The sequence below is a fragment of the Streptomyces sp. NPDC002795 genome, from assembly GCF_042888725.1.
Classification (GTDB): domain Bacteria; phylum Actinomycetota; class Actinomycetes; order Streptomycetales; family Streptomycetaceae; genus Streptomyces.
In genome coordinates this window covers 61553-77590 of the sequence record NZ_JBIAQB010000019.1, presented here as the reverse complement: position 1 = coordinate 77590, position 16038 = coordinate 61553, and the positions used below count along the sequence as shown (strand labels likewise).

18 protein-coding genes and 1 pseudogene are annotated in these 16038 nt (G+C 67.9%); 9 read left to right on the top strand and 10 right to left on the bottom strand.

Features of this window, described 5'->3' with window-relative positions; genetic code table 11:
* Window positions 1–547 precede the first annotated feature (547 nt).
* The 4 genes from ACFYWS_RS38185 to ACFYWS_RS38170 all read left to right on the top strand — a co-directional run bounded on the left by ACFYWS_RS38185 (window position 548) and on the right by ACFYWS_RS38170 (window position 3880).
* A complete protein-coding gene (locus tag ACFYWS_RS38185) occupies window positions 548–850 on the top strand; it encodes a WXG100 family type VII secretion target (protein ID WP_389284170.1) in 303 nt (100 codons plus the stop codon).
* A 20-nt stretch (window positions 851–870) separates the two neighbouring features.
* Window positions 871–2136: a putative T7SS-secreted protein gene (locus ACFYWS_RS38180; RefSeq protein ID WP_389284168.1), complete on the top strand. Its 1266-nt coding sequence runs from the start codon at window positions 871–873 to the stop codon at window positions 2134–2136.
* A 90-nt stretch (window positions 2137–2226) separates the two neighbouring features.
* Window positions 2227–2760, top strand: coding sequence for a hypothetical protein (locus ACFYWS_RS38175; RefSeq protein WP_389284166.1), 534 nt, complete (start codon window positions 2227–2229; stop codon window positions 2758–2760).
* Between the two features lie 4 nt (window positions 2761–2764).
* Window positions 2765–3880, top strand: coding sequence for a hypothetical protein (locus tag ACFYWS_RS38170; RefSeq protein WP_389284164.1), 1116 nt, complete (start codon window positions 2765–2767; stop codon window positions 3878–3880).
* Window positions 3881–4156: 276 nt separating this feature from the next.
* Here the strand turns inward: ACFYWS_RS38170 and ACFYWS_RS38165 are convergent.
* A pseudogene (locus tag ACFYWS_RS38165) lies at window positions 4157–4620 on the bottom strand (cupin domain-containing protein).
* A 313-nt stretch (window positions 4621–4933) separates the two neighbouring features.
* On the opposite strand from ACFYWS_RS38165, the gene ACFYWS_RS38160 reads away from it, so the two are divergent.
* Window positions 4934–5077, top strand: a complete 144-nt coding sequence (locus tag ACFYWS_RS38160; RefSeq protein ID WP_389284162.1) for a hypothetical protein — start codon at window positions 4934–4936, stop codon at window positions 5075–5077.
* A gap of 90 nt (window positions 5078–5167) precedes the next feature.
* On the opposite strand, the gene ACFYWS_RS38155 is transcribed toward ACFYWS_RS38160, so the two are convergent.
* Entirely contained in the window at window positions 5168–5815 is a 648-nt protein-coding gene (locus ACFYWS_RS38155) for a fasciclin domain-containing protein (protein WP_389284160.1), read from the bottom strand.
* A gap of 474 nt (window positions 5816–6289) precedes the next feature.
* Between ACFYWS_RS38155 and ACFYWS_RS38150 the strand changes: the two genes are divergently transcribed.
* Window positions 6290–6871 carry a fasciclin domain-containing protein gene (locus ACFYWS_RS38150; RefSeq protein WP_389284158.1) on the top strand — a complete coding sequence of 194 codons (582 nt, stop codon included), beginning with the start codon at window positions 6290–6292 and terminating at the stop codon, window positions 6869–6871.
* A gap of 112 nt (window positions 6872–6983) precedes the next feature.
* Here ACFYWS_RS38150 and ACFYWS_RS38145 read toward each other — a convergent pair whose 3' ends face one another.
* From ACFYWS_RS38145 to ACFYWS_RS38135, 3 genes are all read right to left on the bottom strand, one after another.
* The gene (locus ACFYWS_RS38145) at window positions 6984–7733 is read right to left on the bottom strand and encodes an anti-sigma factor domain-containing protein (protein WP_389284156.1); all 750 of its coding nucleotides are present in this window, start codon (window positions 7731–7733) and stop codon (window positions 6984–6986) included.
* The gene (sigK, locus tag ACFYWS_RS38140; RefSeq protein ID WP_389284190.1) at window positions 7730–8314 is read right to left on the bottom strand and encodes an ECF RNA polymerase sigma factor SigK; all 585 of its coding nucleotides are present in this window, start codon (window positions 8312–8314) and stop codon (window positions 7730–7732) included. The genes ACFYWS_RS38145 and sigK overlap by 4 nt, the downstream gene beginning before the upstream one ends.
* Window positions 8315–8421: 107 nt before the next feature.
* Window positions 8422–10050: a sulfite oxidase gene (locus ACFYWS_RS38135; protein ID WP_389284154.1), complete on the bottom strand. Its 1629-nt coding sequence runs from the start codon at window positions 10048–10050 to the stop codon at window positions 8422–8424.
* A 143-nt stretch (window positions 10051–10193) separates the two neighbouring features.
* On the opposite strand from ACFYWS_RS38135, the gene ACFYWS_RS38130 reads away from it, so the two are divergent.
* Both ACFYWS_RS38130 and ACFYWS_RS38125 read left to right on the top strand, forming a co-directional pair.
* The gene (locus ACFYWS_RS38130; protein WP_389284188.1) at window positions 10194–10958 is read left to right on the top strand and encodes a hypothetical protein; all 765 of its coding nucleotides are present in this window, start codon (window positions 10194–10196) and stop codon (window positions 10956–10958) included.
* On the top strand, window positions 10876–11385 hold the full coding sequence (locus ACFYWS_RS38125) for an SRPBCC family protein (protein ID WP_389284152.1): 510 nt from the start codon (window positions 10876–10878) through the stop codon (window positions 11383–11385). The genes ACFYWS_RS38130 and ACFYWS_RS38125 overlap by 83 nt, the downstream gene beginning before the upstream one ends.
* Window positions 11386–11413: 28 nt before the next feature.
* Here the strand turns inward: ACFYWS_RS38125 and proP are convergent, their stop codons facing one another.
* The 3 genes from proP to ACFYWS_RS38110 all read right to left on the bottom strand — a co-directional run bounded on the left by proP (window position 11414) and on the right by ACFYWS_RS38110 (window position 14492).
* On the bottom strand, window positions 11414–12880 hold the full coding sequence (gene proP, locus ACFYWS_RS38120; RefSeq protein ID WP_389284150.1) for a glycine betaine/L-proline transporter ProP: 1467 nt from the start codon (window positions 12878–12880) through the stop codon (window positions 11414–11416).
* A 248-nt stretch (window positions 12881–13128) separates the two neighbouring features.
* A complete protein-coding gene (locus ACFYWS_RS38115) occupies window positions 13129–13854 on the bottom strand; it encodes a chitinase (RefSeq protein ID WP_389284148.1) in 726 nt (241 codons plus the stop codon).
* A 119-nt stretch (window positions 13855–13973) separates the two neighbouring features.
* A complete protein-coding gene (locus ACFYWS_RS38110) occupies window positions 13974–14492 on the bottom strand; it encodes a lytic polysaccharide monooxygenase auxiliary activity family 9 protein (protein WP_389284146.1) in 519 nt (172 codons plus the stop codon).
* Between the two features lie 272 nt (window positions 14493–14764).
* Here ACFYWS_RS38110 and ACFYWS_RS38105 point away from each other — a divergent pair, with 272 nt between their 5' ends.
* Window positions 14765–15286 carry a VanZ family protein gene (locus ACFYWS_RS38105; protein ID WP_389284144.1) on the top strand — a complete coding sequence of 174 codons (522 nt, stop codon included), beginning with the start codon at window positions 14765–14767 and terminating at the stop codon, window positions 15284–15286.
* On the opposite strand, the gene ACFYWS_RS38100 is transcribed toward ACFYWS_RS38105, so the two are convergent.
* Window positions 15201–15719: a pyridoxamine 5'-phosphate oxidase family protein gene (locus tag ACFYWS_RS38100; protein WP_389284143.1), complete on the bottom strand. Its 519-nt coding sequence runs from the start codon at window positions 15717–15719 to the stop codon at window positions 15201–15203. The genes ACFYWS_RS38105 and ACFYWS_RS38100 overlap by 86 nt on opposite strands.
* An 83-nt stretch (window positions 15720–15802) precedes the next feature.
* Window positions 15803–16009 (bottom strand): EF-hand domain-containing protein, encoded by a 207-nt coding sequence (locus tag ACFYWS_RS38095; RefSeq protein ID WP_389284187.1) that lies wholly within the window; start codon window positions 16007–16009, stop codon window positions 15803–15805.
* Between the last annotated feature and the right edge of the window lie 29 nt (window positions 16010–16038).

Here is a 16038-nt window from a genome sequence, read left to right as displayed (position 1 = left end):
CATGCTCAAACACCGCACTCCCTACCAGCCGAAGTACGAGCAGGCCGCCTGACCAAGCACACAGACCTTGACCGAACAGATAGGAGCACCCCCCCTGCGGACTCCTCGCCCACGGCGGTCACGACGCGGGTCGGTGCTGCGGCGACCGCATCGGCATCTCGTAGGAGTGCGGTGCCTGTCCCAGGTGTCACCAGCCACCTCGTGGCGACCGCACCCACTCACCACGTCGACACGACGGCCCCTTGATTCTTGCTGCACTCGATATCCGCGTGCTACCAAAAGGCCCGTCTCCTCCATGCGTCGACAGTGGTCAACTCGTCAACTCGTCTGATCCATAACCCCGTTCGAGCCAATCTGGGCACATGGACGGATGGCGAAAACCCCCTTGGGCGGATGTGCCGCCGCACGGGGATGGGGGGCCACGGAACCGGCGAAGGCTCCTCCCTGCGTGCGGCCGGCTTGTGGCGTGCATGCGATAGTCCCGCCTGTTGATTCTTAGATCCGGCGCGGTCGTGCATCCGGAATGAGTAGGAGTCGGGGGACTTGTATGACGGGCTACTCCGTCGAGCCTGAGGTGCTGCGTGCGTCGGCGAAGTCGATCAAGGACGCCGTAGCAGTCGTGGATAAGGTCCACTTGGACAAACTCGCCGATGACACACCTGAGTTCGGCCATGGCGACGCCTCCGATGTGTACGGGGAACTCCTGGCGACCTGGCACCAGGCCCTCACGAAGGCACTCAAGGACGGGGCCGAGGGCTCTGCGGACGGCCTGAAGGACGTGGCCGATCGTTATGAGCGGAACGAGGGGCGCACGGCCGAACTTGTTGCGCAACGTACCGGCGATCAGTGAGTTGAGGGAGAGCAGCGGCGGTGGCAGCGCAACTGGGAGAGACCCAGGATCCTAAGGAGCTCATCCCAGGCGACGCGCCGGGGCTCCACGAGCAAGCCGACCATCTGACCACGTGGTCGACGGTGTTGGAGGGGGTCGGCGACGATCTGAAGGCCGTACGCGTCGACGGCTGGAGCGGAGCGGCGAGCGAAGGCTTCTGGGAGGGCTTCGCCCCGGAGGCGGGCAAGTGGTTCCGAGGCGCGGACTCCTTGAACGCGACGGCGGAGGCGCTGCGTGCGTACGCCGGCACCGTCGCGTGGGCACAGGCGAAGGCCGTAGACGCCATCGTCCAACACAAGGTCGGCGACCAGCTCGGCGCCGTCGTCACGCTGCAGTCCGCGCGGGAACAGCTGGACGAGGCCGGAAAGACCGCCGCCAAACGGTTCAAGGCCCAGGGAGGCGCCGACCCCGGCGCCCCCGCTTGGCTGTATTGGGCGGCGCAGGATGCCAATACCTCGCCGTGGGCCTTGGGCGCGCAGGTCCGCAGGCTCGAGTACGAGAATCTCCTGAAGTACCCCCAGGGCGAGAACCAGGAGCAGGAGAGGGAGGTCCGGAAGTACAAAGGTTGGGGCGCCAACGACGACCGGGTGGACACCGAAGATCGGCGGGAGAAGGGCGCCTACGGCGTCAGAGTCGAGGGCGTGTCCGCCTCTGGCGAGGCCAAGGCATGGGAAGCGGCAGCCGAGGGACGCGGGGCGGTACTCGGTGGTGATGTCGCCGGCCGGGTGAGTATTTCCGCCCTCGGGGCGGAGGGCAGCGCAGGGGCCGGCATGGAAGACGGCAGGCTCCAAGCACAGGTTTCCGGGAAGGCCTACCTCGGCCAAGCCACAGCAGAGGGAAAGTACGAAGCTGGGCTCCTCGAGGCGTCAGGCAAGGCGCAGGTATTCGTCGGTGGCGATGCGAGCGCCAAGGCAAGTGTCGGCACGGACGGTGCCCACCTCGGAGGCGAAGCCTTTGCCGGGGCGAAGGCGTCGGCGGAGGGGCACGCCGCGGTGGCCGGTGTCGGAGTCGGCGGCACGGCTGAGGGCTGGGCCGGAGCCGGCGTCTCGGCGCATGTCGACGCCGGGATGGAGGACGGCAAGGTGGTGATCGGCGCGGACGTGGGTGCCGGGCTCGGCTTGGGCGGAAAGCTGGGCGGGCAGGTCGAGGTCGACCCGGTCAAGGTCGTGGACGCCGTGGGCGATGGAGTGGATGCGGTCAAGGACTGGGGTGGGGGCGTGACCGATACGGTCGAATCGTGGTTCTAGTGCACCGGCATCAGGTCGGCGCGCCCCGCCACTCGCCGCGACAAGGGCGCTCGCTCAACGTACCCGTATATCCGTAGGAGTTGATCCACCATGCCGGGAACGCTTCCGGTGCCGCTGACCTGCGAGGTCCCCGAGGGCTGGCAGGCGGCGCCGCCCGACGAAGTCGGTGCGCCGCAGGCCGCCTTTGTGGCGCTGCATGTCGCGTCGCGCGGCTCGGGATTCACGCCGAACATCACCGTGACCGGCACGGTCCGTGAGGACGGCGCAAGTCTGCACCGAGTCGCCGACGAGTCGGTGCAGCGGCTACAGGAGACGGTCGGCCCGGTCACCCTCGTCAAGCGCACCGATGTGGGGACTCACTTCAAGCCGAGCCTGTTCGAGGCACCGGGGGTCGTGCAGAACCTCCGGATCGATGCCAACGTCAACGGCCAGCCGGAGAAGCTCGCCCAGAGTCAGCTGATTCTGCTCCTTGAGGACCCGAAGCAGCCGCGTCGGCTGGCGGAGATCGAGATCGCGCTCACCGCGCGTTTCGACCAGCTGCCGAGTGTGCTGGACGACTTCCAGGACTTTCTACGTACCGTCGGCCCTGCCGGGCGGAGCGGTGCCGGGCAAGGGGAGGGCTGACGCAATGTCCGAAGGCGTGCAGGAGTTCATCGTCACGGCGGTCATCGTCGTACTGCTCGGCGTCGTCTCCTCGCTCTGGAGGCGCAGGAAGAGGCGCCAGTATCTGGGCAAGTACCAGCAGTTCACGAAGCGGCTCGGCTGGCAGCTCATCGAGCGCCCACGGAACGGGGACGTCGCCAGGTTGATGCGTGACGAGCCGTTCCTGCCCGGCGGGACCCCGGAACGACTTGCCTCCGACTACTGCCACGGCACCTACCTTGGACGTCCCGCCTGCTCCTTCGAGGCTTCCGTGCCCCGTTTGTCGTTCCCCGGAGCGGGCGACGACGACAGCGGCAAACCGATCGTCGTCGCCGCGTGGGCCACTCAACTTCCCTACTCTGTCGGCGACTTCTCCGTACGCCGTACAAGCCGCGCCTCGCGTGCCTTCGGCGGCCCTGACGACCTACGCATCGGACACCCCGAGTTCGACGAGCAGTTCACGGTCCGCGGGTTGCAGGAAGGCGCGGCTGTCGCCGCCCTGCAGGGGCCGCTCGCCGCATTCCTGCTTGCCGACCCCCGCAGTAAGGACTTCGGGCTGCGGTTCATCGGCAACGAGGTGATGGCGTGGGAGAAGGGAGAGCAGTCCCCCGACAAGATCGAAGCCGTGCTGCAGTTCCTGTGTGAGATCGCGGACTGTCTTCCCGTACCCGCCGTGGTGCCGTCCCAGGCGGGCAGTACCGCGGGCGACGCGCTGATCTGGCACGCACGCGCGGAACTTGCGGCCACCAGAGCCCCCTACCGCATCGAGGTCACCCAGTCGCGTCTGGACGTCGTACCCGACCTGACAGACCCGCGCTGGTGGCAGGTGCTGGGCGAAGGCGGGCAGGACAGGGTCTACCTGTGGAAAGTCACCTGCAACCCGCAGAAGAAGAGCATCGTCAGCAGCTTGCGGCATCACCGAGTGAGCGTGACGGACAGCGGGCACCCGGCGCAGGGCCCCGGCCCCGCCCTGAGCCTGGGCGGCGAGTTCGCACAAGGCGGCCTCCGCCGCAGCAAGCCCGGCGCGGACCCGATGGCGGACCCGAACTTCGGATCCGCCCTCATCGGCCGGGCTGCGGCGAGGTCGGGGTGGCGATCGTAGGGCAACAGGGTTGGGGGAACCGCCCGGGCCTGACTGGCTGTTCTCTGTCCACGCGCGCGCCGGGCTTGCCACGAACCGAGCGTTGGATCGGGCGAGTTGATCGGTGCGGAGGCGGGTCCTCTTGGTTGCTCGCGGACGCCGGATCCGGCGTCCGCAACACGTTGGGTCAGCGGGCAGGCGAAGTGGCCGACCGGCAGGTCGCCGGCGCGCATTTCAGTCCAAACCGTTCGTCGAGCTTGATGGAGCGGGCGCGGTCGGCCGATGACCGACCCCGGGTCAACGTCCAGTCGCGTGGTGTCGCAAGGGAGTGAGCTGGTCGATGTCGTAGCGGGCGCGGAGTTCGGCGATGGCCCAGTGGTCCGGGGGCCGCCGGATTCGAAGATGTCCAGGAGCTCCTCGAAATACCGCTCGTGGTCGGGCGGAGGGGAGGCCAGGAAGAACATCTTGGCGGGGCTGTCCGTGCGGTTGGCGAAGGCGTGCGGGCAGCCCGGTGGGACGACGATGACTGTTCCGGGGCCGGCCCGGACGCTGCGGTCGCCGTTCGCCGATTCCCAGTTCCGCCAGTCGTCGCGGGTACGCATGCGCGGCTCGAAGGCGAGTACGTCCAGCTCACCGTCGAGAACGTAGAAGAGTTCCTCGCTGCGGGTGTGGACATGGGCGCCCACGTCGAATCCGGGCGGCACGACAACCTCGAAACTCGACGCGGCTCGCGAGTGCTCGCCGGTGACCTTGAAGGTCACTTCCTGTGCCTCCGTGCGCCACGTACGCCCCTGCCCTGCGCAGGGGGCTACCTCGCCCTCGACTCGCGCCCCGTCGGCACGGACCTGACGTTCGCCCGGCCCTCCAACGAGATCGCCGAATCCGACGACCCGCAGACCACACGGGAACGCCGTACGCAGACCTTCCCTCCCGCGAACGCGGCAACCCGCCCACCTGATGAACACCTGACGGGGCCGAGTTCGACGGGCCGGGCGGTTGAGTCCGTACCCGTCCGGTGCGCGTTCGGCGACGTATTACCAGTGACAGACATACAGACCTGGTGAGGCGAGTGCAATGACGAAGGAAGAATTCGGGCGGCTCATGGAGCAGGCCCGTGAGGAGGCCCGGCGCAGCACCTTCGCCCGCCCGGACGTCGGCGCTCGTGATCTGTACGAGGCCCGGGCGCGGCACGCGGAGTTCGGGGCTTGCGCGCACTGACGTCAGTCCGCAGGCCCGGGGCGGGCCGAGAAGGTGGCAAAGCCTTCCCGGCCCGCCCCGGGCCTGTCCGGGCCTGTCCGTGCCTTCGAGTCAGCTCTTGGGCATGAGGACGGAGTCGATGATGTAGACGTTGGCGTTGGCGGTCTTGACGTTGCCGCAGACCACGTTGGCGCTGTCATTGACCTTGTACTTCTCGCCAGAGCCCGCCGTCGTCAACGTCGTCTTCGCCAGCGTGTCGAACGAGCCCTTCTCCAGGTCCTGCGGCGCCAGCTTCTGACCCACCACGTGGTTCGTGAGGATCTTCGTGAGCTGCGCCTTGTCGGCCAGCACCTTGTTCAGGTCGGCCTTCGGGATCTTCGCGAAGGCGTCGTTGGTGGGTGCGAACACCGTGATGTCCTTGGCGTTGTTCAGCGTGTCGACGAGGCCGGCCTTCTTCACCGCTGTGACAAGGGTGGACAGAGCCGGGTTGTTGCTCGCGGCGGTGGCGACGGGGTCCTTGGCCATGCCGTCGAAGGAACCGGCGCCGTCCTTGGGCACGGAGGAACAGCCCGGCCCGAACGGTTCGCTCATCGTGTTCATGTCGTCGGAGGGGCTGGCCTTGTCCGAGCCCTTCGACGCCGAGGAGGCGCTGTCGGAGGACTTCTCCTTGGAGCCGCTGTCCGAGCAGGCGGTCAGGGCCAGCGGCAGCATGGCGGCGGCAGCGGCGACAACTGCGGCACGACGGAGGCGAGTCTGCATGAAATTTCCTCAACAGTCGGAACGGTGAAGGCCATCTGCCTCCATCGCGGGGAATCCGGTGCGGTCGCCGGTGCGGATTGGTCTCTTCTCCGAGTGAATGATGCCGAGTTGAGAGAACGGCCTCGAGACGCTGTCGTCAGCCCGGATGTCGGGAGCGCCGGAGGTGGCGCGCCCCCTGTGTGGGTCACGGTCGGAAGCGGCGTGCGCGCCGGCGGCGGCAGCACCTGTCGGGGCGGTCGCTCGCGCCGCACCGTCGAGTGCGCCCTGCGTCGGCCATCCGGTACCGACAGCCCACCCGGATTACCAAGCATGGCGAATTGCTCAAATCGGGGCAATCCATTCCATGCGTGGTGACGAATTCCTAGTGTGAGAGCGCGAATGACGCGCCGACCCCCGGTGGCCCGCGCTCTCACCGGCCCCGGTCCGCTCCGGGGTCCGGTGGGCCCACTCGCCCACCGCAAGGGAGTGTTGATCATGACCGCATATCGCGTAAGCGCCCGGATTCTGATGGGGGCGGCGGCACTCGCACTGCCGTTCTCGCTCGCGGCGCTGGCCCCGTCCGCGTCGGCCGACGACATGACCGACCCGTTCGGATCGGGCTGCTCCTCGGTTCCCAAGGGCGGGGCGGGCTCCTTCGACGGGATGGCCAAGGACCCGGTCGCCACGGCCGCCTCCCACAACCCGGACCTGTCGACGCTGGTCAAAGCCGTGAAGAAGGCCGACCTCGTGGACACGCTGAACAACGCGAAGAACGTCACCGTGTTCGCGCCGACGAACAAGGCCTTCGCGAAGATCCCGAAGGCGGATCTGGACAAGGTCCTCAACGACAAGGCCCAGCTCACCAAGATCCTCACCTACCACGTGGTGGGCGAGAAGGTCCCGCAGGACAAGCTGGCCGACGGCAGCTTCAAGACGCTCGAGGGCAGCAAGCTCACCACGTCCGGTTCGGGCGAGAAGTACAAGGTCAACGACAGCGCGAAGATCGTCTGCGGCAATGTGCAGACCTCGAACGCGACCGTCCACATCATCGACAGCGTCCTCATGCCGAAGGGCTGACCGCACCACCGCACAGCGCGGAGTCGAAGGGAGAGCAGAGGGAAAAGGGGATTCAAGGGGTGCACCGAAGGTGCACCCCTTGAACGCGCCACGGGCGAGCACCGCGGACTGATCAGGCAGGCAGCTGCAGGAGGGCCACCGGCTGGGTGGTGGGTTGCTTCGACCCTCCGTCCGGCTCGAGGGTGACTCCCACCCCCGACGCCTTGCCGACCGCGCCCGCCATCAGGACGCTCTGGCTCGTCCGGTCGGGGCTCATCAAGCCGGCCGGGCGCATCTGGTCACCGTCGGCGAACCACAATTGATACACCTTGCCCTTGGGCGGCCTCGCGACACCGGAGGCGATGAAGACGGCCTTGTCGCTGTCGCGCGAGACGACCACGGAGCCGCGCGCCCCGCCCTTGACGGCCGCTGACGTCACCTCGGCGTCCGGGGCGGCGAGCACCTCGGAGACCCGGTCGGCCTGCTGCCGCGCGGCCTGGGCCTGTTGACGGGCGTCCTCGGCCTGCTGGTGCTGCCACAGCGTCGTGCCGCCGAGCGCGGCAGCCACGGCAACGCAGGCGGCGAGTGCCCAGCGCATGGCAGGGCCGCCACGCGCACGGCTCGGCACGGCCGCTGCCGTGGACTGCGGGCGTTCCTGTCGTACGCCGGAGATCTCCTCCATCACCCGCGCCTTGAGGTGAGGCGGGGCCGGCATGGTGCTGGCGAGCGCCAACCGCCCGGCGGTGGCGGTCAGTTCCCGCACCTCCTGGGCGCACGACGGGCACTCGGTCAGATGCCGCTCGAAAGCGGCGCGCTCGTCGTCCTCCAGCGCGTCGACGGCATAGGCGCCCGTGAGCGTGTGCAGGTCGGCCTGGGCGGTCATGCGGTCACCCCCAAGCAGTCGCGAAGCCGGATGAGCCCGTCACGAAGCCGCGTCTTGATCGTGCCCAACGGCGTGGACAGCGTCTCGGCGACCTCTTTGTACGTGAGGCCCCCGTAATACGCCAACGTCACCGACTGACGCTGGATCTCACTCAGAGAACGCAGGCAGCGGCGCAACTGTTCCCGCTCCAACTGCCCCTCCACCTGCTCACTCACCTCGTCGAACTCCGGCACGCGGTCGAGCAGCGCGACCCGGTGGTCGCGTGCGGCAGCCGCCTCCACCGAGCGGATCCGGTCCACGGTGCGCCGGTGCGCCAAGGTGAGCACCCAGTTCCTGACCGTGCCCCGATCCGCCCGATAGCGAGCCGCGGTACGCCAGACCTCGACGAGGACTTCCTGGGCCACTTCTTCGGACTGTGCATGATCGCGCAGCAGCCTGCACACGACGCCGAACACCGGTGCGACCACCGCGTCATAGACCACGGCGAACGCCTCGCGGTCCCCCTGCGCGACGAGAGCGAGCTGCTCCTCCAGGTCGGGTTCACGGGCTGGACCGTGCCCGACCCGTTCGGCTTGTGTCATGTGCTGCCTTCCGAACACCGCTGTACTGCGGTTGAGCAGATCGAAGTGACCAGTTAGCCACAACCGCTGTTCCGTGTTCCAGGCAGAGGACCTCGTCGCTGCCCCCATCACTCCACAGTGACCACTACGGAGTGCCATCCGGAGGCTCCGTCGGGGATGGTCGGGGTGCGTTTCACGGTCTGCGTCTCGCCGGTGCGGTCGGTGGCCCGCACGGTGAGGGTGTGGCTGCCCTTGTCCGCAGTCCAGGGGTAGGACCATTGCCGCCAGGTGTCCTTGGTGTCCTCGGTTGCCAGCCGGGCCTCTTCCCACGGCCCGTCATCGACGCGTACTTCGACCTTGTCGATGCCTCGATGCTGCGCCCAGGCGACTCCGGCGACCATCACCGTGCCGGCCTTCGGACGGCCGAACGGCTTGGGTGTGTCGATGCGGGATTCGGTCTTGATGGGCGCCTTCTGCGCCCAGTCCCGCTTGACCCAGTAGGAGTCGTAGGTGTCGAAGGTGGCCAGTTCGATGTCCTGGATCCACTTGCAGGCCGATACGTAGCCGTAGAGGCCGGGTACCACCATGCGCACGGGGAATCCGTGTTCGAAGGGCAGCGGCCGGCCGTTCATGCCCAGCGCGAGCAGCGCGTCGCGGCCGTCCATGACGTCCTCGACCGGAGTGCCGATGGTCATGCCTTCGACAGACCGGGCCACCAGCTGATCGGCGGGCCCGCCCTTGGACGGCGGCTTCACTCCGCACCGCTCGAGCACATCGGCGAGGCGTACGCCGATCCAGCGGGCATTGCCCACGTAGGGGCCGCCGACCTCATTGGAGACACAGGTGAGAGTGATGTCGCGTTCGATGAGTGGCATTTTCAGCAAGTCGTCGAAAGACAGCGTGAGTTCTCGCTCGACGCCCTTGCCGTGGATCCGGAGCTTCCAGTTCGTGGCGTCGACTTTCGGCACCACCAGGGCGGTGTCGACGCGGTAGAAGTCGCCGTTGGGCGTCATGAACGGGCTGATGTCCTTGATCCGCAGAGCGGCTCCGCGCGGGACAGGAGCCGCCTTCGACGTCGGTGCGGGGATCACCACGGCTTTGCGGGAGGCGACCGCGTTCTGCCCTTGCGAACCGTTCAGTACCCGGCCCGCGATCCCGGCACCGGTGGACGCCGCGGCAGCGGCCGTGGCGGCCAGGATGAACCCGCGCCGGTCCCACCCCGCCCCACCGGTGTCGTCGTCCGTGGAGGTCGAGCCCGGAGCGAGGGGCTCCTGGCCGGCGGCGGCCGGCGTCGTTCCGAGGCGGCCGACCAAGTAGTAGAGCAGGCATGCACCGACGATGGCGCCGACGACAGAGGGCAGCGCGTCCGTGACGCTGGTGGAGTCGGTCCTGCCGGTGGCGGCCAGAGCACCGACGACGCCGAACGCGAGGACGCCCAGTGAACCGATCAGCCGCCATCGCGTGGCGAGCGCCCCCAGCACGAGTGCGAGCACGGTCAGCACCGCCAGAATGCCCAGTTGCAGCACCAGCTTGTCCTGCGTGCCGAACTGCCGGATCGCCCAGTCCTTGAGCGCGGGTGGCGTCCGGTCGATCGCCGCCCCACCGACGGCGATGATCGGGCCCGATTCGGGCCGTACCGCCGCGGAGAGCAGTTCGGCGACCGCGATCGCCGCGTACCCGGCGAGCAGACCGCTCAGTGCTCCCAGGGACAGCCGTTTGATGCCGCGCAGCGGCTTGGGGGTTGATTCGTCGTCCATGTCGGGGAATCCGTCCTTGAACCACTCTTGGATTGGTCGTTCACGCCATCGGGGGAGAAGGAAGGCGGCGTGCAGCAGCAGGAGTAGCAGGCGGACCGGCGCTTTCCGTGGTGGCAGCGCCGCCGGGCTCCTGTCATTGCACGATCTGGAGGGCGGCGAGGTCGACCAATCCGCCCTACTGCGAGGCAGAAGGCTCAGGCGACACCTACCAGATCGACCCGGACCCGCTGAACAGCTCGGGAGCCAAGGGCACAGCGATGCTCATGGTCGACGGAACCCGGCTCACCGTGAAGATCGACGCGTCCGGACTCGTGCCCGGTCAGCCGCACGCACAATACGTCCACGGTTCCACCGACGGTCATGACTTCCACTGCCCGGACGCGTCCGCGGACAAGAACAAGGACGGCATCGTCACCACCGCCGAGGGACTGCCGGCCTACGGTGACATCAACATTTCGCTGACCACCAAGGGCGACACGTCCAAGAAGAGCGGTCTGGCCGTCGACCGCATGCCGGTCGCGGACAAGAACGGTCGCCTCGCCTACGAGCGCACGATCACCGTGTCGCCGAAGGTCGCGGAGCACATCAAGGACCTGCACGTGGTCCAGCACGGCATCGACCCCAACGCCAACGGCAAGCACGACTTCGGCAAGGGCAAGAGCCCGCCTCGACCCGGCCTCCTGAACCCGTGCCTTCTCACGGCTCCTCGTGGAGCGGACCGATCCGGCGGAGCCGGTTGTCCGACCCGTGCGAGAGGGCCGAGACTGTCGGTCCACGATCCTTACTCATCAGTAGTCATGTGTTTCGAACGAGAGGGCCCACGGAGTGAACCGCGTAGCCACGGTAAGCAGGAGCATCGACATCGGGGTGGCGCCCGAAGTCGCCTATCAGGCCGTGAGCCGTCCTGAGGACATGGGTCGTTGGAGCCCGGAGAACCGGGGCACGGCGGGTGCCGTTCCGACCGGACCGGCGGTGTTGGGTGCCACGTTCGTTGGGCGCAACAAGCGGGGCCGGTTCCGCTGGGTCACCCGGTGTACCGTCACCGCGGCGGATCCGGGCAGCCGCTTCGCGTTCCGTGTCCATGCGATCGGTGCCCGCCGACCCCGTCTGCGCGGGCCGATCGCCACATGGGAGTACCGGTTCGAGCCGTCCGACCACGGCACACGCGTGACCGAGACCTGGACCGACGACCGGCGTGCCTGGCCGGATCTCGCCGCGAATCTCTTCGACCGGATCGTCACCTCGGGCCGGACGTTCGCCGACTTCCAGACCGGGAACATCGAAAAGACGCTGCACAACCTCAAACGCGAACTGGAGAAGGCCAACCCGGCCTGATCGGGGGGCACGGGCCGACCGAGGCCGGTCAGCGCGCCGAGGACTCTTCCTTGGCGTATCGGTACAGGTCCTGGGACGTGTCGATGAGTTCCTTCTGTTCCTCCTTCGAGCCGACCATCGGCTGTGAGCCGTTGAGGGGCAGTTGGGCGCTCTCCGGCAGGAACTTGACGGTCACCAGGCCGATGACTCCGGCCGCCATCAAGTAGTAGGCGGGCATCAGCTTGTTGCCTGTCGCGTTCACCAGGGCCTCCGTCACCAGCGGGGTGGTGCCGCCGAACGCCGCCACGGCGAAGTTGAAGCCGATGCCCATCGCCCCGTACCGCACCGCGGTCGGGAACAGCGCGGGCAGCGTGGCGGCGCTCGGTGCGGCGAAACACGCGAGGAGCGTGGACAGGATCAGCACTCCGAAGATGGGTGGCCAGGTGCCCGCCGCCTTGAGGAGGAGGAAGGCAGGGACGGCGAGGAAGATCATGGCGACGGCCCCGACCGCGTACAGGGGACGCCTGCCGACGTGGTCGCTGAGGCGGCCGAGGAAGGTGATGAGAAGGACGATCCACCCCATGCCGATGAGCACCAGGATGTCCGCCGAGGTGCTGGACCGGTCGAGTGTCTCCGTCTGATAGGTCGGTAGGTAGCCGGTGACCATGTAGTTCGTGACGTTGTAGAGCAGGACCAGGCCCATGCACACCAGCAGGGGGCGCCAGTGCTCGCGGACGATGGTCTTGAACTCACTGCCGACCGAGTCCTGGGCGAGGCCCTTCTCGTGTTCGTCGAGCTGTTGCTGGAACGCGGGGGACTCCTCCAGCTTCAGCCGCATGTACAGGCCGATGACACCCAGCGGTCCCGCGATCAGGAACGGCAGGCGCCAGCCCCAGGACAGCATCTGGTCGTCCGTGAGAGCCACGTTCAACACGGTGACCAGCGCGGAACCGAGGGCGTAGCCGACGAAGGTGCCGAAGTCGAGCCAGCTGGAGAGGAAGCCACGCCTGCGGTCCGGCGAATACTCGGCGACGAAGGTGGTGGCACCGCCGTACTCACCACCGGTCGAGAAGCCCTGCACCATTCGGGCGAGCAGCAGAAGAATGGGTGCGGCGATTCCGATCGTCTCGTAGCTCGGGATGAGGCCGATCGAGAACGTTCCGGCCGCCATCATGATCATGGTGGTGGCGAGCACCTTCTGCCGCCCGATGCGGTCACCGAGCGGGCCGAACACCAGGCCGCCCAGCGGTCGCACCACGAACGCGGCAGCAAATGTTGCGAAGGACGAGATCAGCTGAGCGCCCGGGGAGGCGCCGGGAAAGAAGACCTTGCCGATGGTGGCGGCGAGATAGCTGTAGACACCGAAGTCGAACCACTCCATGCAGTTGCCGAGCGCGGAGGCGCTGACAGCCCGCTTGAGCAGGGGTTTCTCGACGACCTGGACGTCCTGCTTGCGATAGGCACCCTTGGTGCGCCGCAGCCGACGAGCCAGTTCCTCTCGCACGTGCCGGGGCATGTCCGCGACCGTCTCCGGCATGCGCTTGCGGCCTCTGCTGCTCGGGCCGTCAGAAGGTGTGTGGGCCACGTGCCGATGCCGCCTCTCGCCGTCGTCCTCATCTCTGCTCGTCAGGGCCGAGTCTGTGCATATTGATCACTCGGCGCACTTCGAGGACGACTTCCCGAGAAGTGCTGCGGCACACCATCCGCAGCACTGTCTCCGCGGCACTGACCAGGACGGGCGGTGAGGTGAGGGGGCTCAGCAGCTCAGCAGCTCAGATTCGCGCCCGGGTCGACGCCGAGGACCTGGCTGAACTTCTTGTAGTTGTCGATACGGCTCTGCACCTGGCCGGGATTCGCCCCGTTGCATTCCAGCGTGCCGTTGATGCTGCGGATGGTCTCGCCGAAACCTGCGCCGTTGACCATGGCGTTGTGCGGGGTCATGGTGCCGGGACCGCTCTGCGTGTTCCAGTACCACAGGCCGGTCTTCCAGGCGACGGCCGCGTCGTTCTGGACGAGATCGGGGTTGTGGAGCAGATCGATGCCGAGTGCGTCGCCCGCGGACTTGTAGTTGAAGTTCCAGCTGAGCTGGATCGGGCCGCGTCCGTAGTACTTGTCGGTGCCCGCCGGGCAGCCGTACGGCTGTGAACTGTCGCAGTAGTGCGGGTAGTTGGCGGTGTTCTGCTCGACGACGTGGACCAGGCCGCCGGTCTCGTGGCTCACGTTGGCGAGGAAGGCCGCGGCCTCCTGCTTGCGTACGGTGTCGCTGCCCGTCCCGGTGAACCCCGGGTAGGCGCTGAGCGCGGCGGTCAGGCCTTCGTACGTGTAGAAGGAGTTGCGGCCCGGAAACATCTGGTCGAACTGGCCCTGGCTGACGACGAATTCGGCTTGCGTGTCGGGTTTCTCAGCGGACGCGGGGCCGGCCAGGGACAGCGTCCCGAGGGCGGCGACGGATACGGTCGCGGTCAGCAGGCTGAGTGTGCGCAGACGCATGGCGAAGCACTCCGATCGAGGGGGAGTGGTGGGGGGTGGGGGTGCGGCGCCGCGGGCTGTGACGGGCCGGGGCCCGCCGTGGGGGAAGACCCGCGGCGCCGCCGTACCGAGGTGCTCGCTCAGCCGCCGACGTTCACGTCGATGCAGGCGTAGAAGGCGTTCGTCGTGTCGGCGATGTTCCAGACAGCCAGGACCTTTTGATGACCCGTCAGGGAACCGAGGTCCACCTGGTGGGTGACCGTCGCGCCCGGCTTCGCGCCGTTGTCGTTGAACTCGGCGATCTCCTGGCCGCCGACGAAGTACTGCCAGGTGCTGGTGGCGTGCTGCGCTGTCAGCTTCCACTCGAAGGTGGTGTTGCGGGAGACCGGGGTGGCGGTCCAGCCCTTGGAGTCGTCGTCGAGCTCGGCGAACCGGCTGTTGCCGCCGCTGCAACTCGTCAGCCCCTTGGGGCCCTCGACGCTCTGCGGTTCATGGGTGATGTCACCGCAGGACACGGTGCCCGCCGCGCACTGAGCCTGCCGGCTGGGCGGGGTGGAGATGTAGCCGTGGGCGCTCGCCGAACCGGCGGGAAGGCTGACGGCGATGACCGGGGCCAGGGCCGCGCCGATGAGCGCGGCGGTCTTCCTTCTGGCGTTCATGCGTACTCCTTCACTTCAGGTCTTCCCGGTGCGTGCGTGAAGTGGGGGCGCACGCTCGGGCCGGCCTCTCGAGGGTGGGGCCAAGAGGCGCGAAGGGGGCAGGAGGGGGCCACCCGACGCATGGTGCGGGTGAACTCCCTTGTGCAGAAAGGCTGTTGCTTGGACTAGACCATACAAGTGGTCGTGAGCGTGTCAAGGTCCCCGCGGGAATCGTGGCCGCCGGTCCGGCCGCAGGGCGTGTGCGGCGCCAACTCCGTGGTAAACGCCGGTACATGGAACTTGAATCCCGCACGCGGCGGTACTCGTGGGGCCGGCGGCTGGTCCGCGCCCTCGTCATGGCGGTTGGTTTCGTCTGCATGGTGGCGTTCGCCGTCGCGCTGGCGAAGGCCACCCTCGTCCCTTCACCCGTGTCGGAATCGCTGACGCACACCAACCTGCACCCCGGCAGTTCGATCGGCCTGTACTTCGACCAGCCCGACTGGCGCGACACGATCAAGCAGGTCGGCGGGAACGTCCTCCTCGGAGTGCCGTTCGGGGTCCTGCTGCCGGTGCTCTTCCCGCGTACCAGGGGCTTCGTCCGGGTGGTGCTCATGACGGCGTTCGTGATGCTGACCGTCGAGATCGCTCAGGGGCTGCTGGTCACCGGCCGGGCCTTCGACATCGATGACGTGATCCTCAACGCGGCAGGCGCCTTCGTCGGCTTCCTCGTCATCGGCCGCAGGCTCGGCCGGGCGTTGCACCCGCGCCGTGACCACTGGTGGCGCCCCCGCCCAGCCACTCCCCCTCACGCATGATGACTCGCCCGTGCAGCTCCGGCTCGCCGCGCCAGGCGCGTACCGTCCGAGGCACCACGCGTACGTACACGAAGGAACCCTCTTCCGAGCGTGGGTCCCACCCGAACTTCTCGGCGAACGCCGCCGCCGCGCTCTCGGGCACCTCCTGGTCCGGGAAGCACTCCGCCTCGCCCTGGACGAGCAGCACGTCGAAGGTGTCCGGCAGCGACAGGTGCACGCGCGGCTCCTCGCGGACGTTTCGCACGGTCGCGGACGTGGCGCCGGTGCACATCCACGCCGCGTGCCCGTCCCACAGGAACCACAGCGGCACCTGGTGCGGCCCGTGATCGGGGTGGGCCGTCGACACCCATACGTCCCGTTCGGTGGCGAGCCGCTGCAGTGCGTCGCGCAGGCGCTCCGCAGTCGGGCGGCGAACAACTCCTGAGGTCTCCATGACGGCCGAGCCTAGCCAATCAGGGGGTACACACCTGTGCCCCCGGATCCGCTGATCAGGGGGCACAGGCGGTGGCGTGGTGTTCAGAGCCCCATGGAGGCCCGGAACTCCTCGAACGAGACCTTCCGGTCACCGTCGCTGTCGATGGTGTCGATGAGGTCCTGCGCGGCTTCCGCGGTGACGCCCGTGTCGCCGAGCTCCTCGACGACCTGCCGGTACTCTTCGGCAGTCAACTGCCCGTCCCCGTCGACGTCGTACCGGTCGAAGACCTTCCGCGCCGCGGCTGCCATGTCGACCACTTGATCCTCATTTCCTTGCT

Excerpts from the sequence above, each read along its gene's own strand:
- ACFYWS_RS38145 (WP_389284156.1), bottom strand. The coding sequence starts at position 7,733 with ATGACCGCCCAGGCCGACCTGCACACGCTCACGGGCGCCTATGCCGTC.
- ACFYWS_RS38100 (WP_389284143.1), bottom strand. The coding sequence starts at position 15,719 with ATGGAGACCTCAGGAGTTGTTCGCCGCCCGACTGCGGAGCGCCTGCGC.
- ACFYWS_RS38160 (WP_389284162.1), top strand. The coding sequence starts at position 4,934 with ATGACGAAGGAAGAATTCGGGCGGCTCATGGAGCAGGCCCGTGAGGAG.
- ACFYWS_RS38095 (WP_389284187.1), bottom strand. The coding sequence starts at position 16,009 with ATGGCAGCCGCGGCGCGGAAGGTCTTCGACCGGTACGACGTCGACGGG.
- ACFYWS_RS38170 (WP_389284164.1), top strand. The coding sequence starts at position 2,765 with ATGTCCGAAGGCGTGCAGGAGTTCATCGTCACGGCGGTCATCGTCGTA.
- ACFYWS_RS38155 (WP_389284160.1), bottom strand. The coding sequence starts at position 5,815 with ATGCAGACTCGCCTCCGTCGTGCCGCAGTTGTCGCCGCTGCCGCCGCC.
- proP (WP_389284150.1), bottom strand. The coding sequence starts at position 12,880 with ATGCCCCGGCACGTGCGAGAGGAACTGGCTCGTCGGCTGCGGCGCACC.
- ACFYWS_RS38135 (WP_389284154.1), bottom strand. The coding sequence starts at position 10,050 with ATGGACGACGAATCAACCCCCAAGCCGCTGCGCGGCATCAAACGGCTG.
- sigK (WP_389284190.1), bottom strand. The coding sequence starts at position 8,314 with ATGACACAAGCCGAACGGGTCGGGCACGGTCCAGCCCGTGAACCCGAC.
- ACFYWS_RS38150 (WP_389284158.1), top strand. The coding sequence starts at position 6,290 with ATGACCGCATATCGCGTAAGCGCCCGGATTCTGATGGGGGCGGCGGCA.
- ACFYWS_RS38175 (WP_389284166.1), top strand. The coding sequence starts at position 2,227 with ATGCCGGGAACGCTTCCGGTGCCGCTGACCTGCGAGGTCCCCGAGGGC.
- ACFYWS_RS38105 (WP_389284144.1), top strand. The coding sequence starts at position 14,765 with ATGGAACTTGAATCCCGCACGCGGCGGTACTCGTGGGGCCGGCGGCTG.
- ACFYWS_RS38110 (WP_389284146.1), bottom strand. The coding sequence starts at position 14,492 with ATGAACGCCAGAAGGAAGACCGCCGCGCTCATCGGCGCGGCCCTGGCC.
- ACFYWS_RS38185 (WP_389284170.1), top strand. The coding sequence starts at position 548 with ATGACGGGCTACTCCGTCGAGCCTGAGGTGCTGCGTGCGTCGGCGAAG.
- ACFYWS_RS38115 (WP_389284148.1), bottom strand. The coding sequence starts at position 13,854 with ATGCGTCTGCGCACACTCAGCCTGCTGACCGCGACCGTATCCGTCGCC.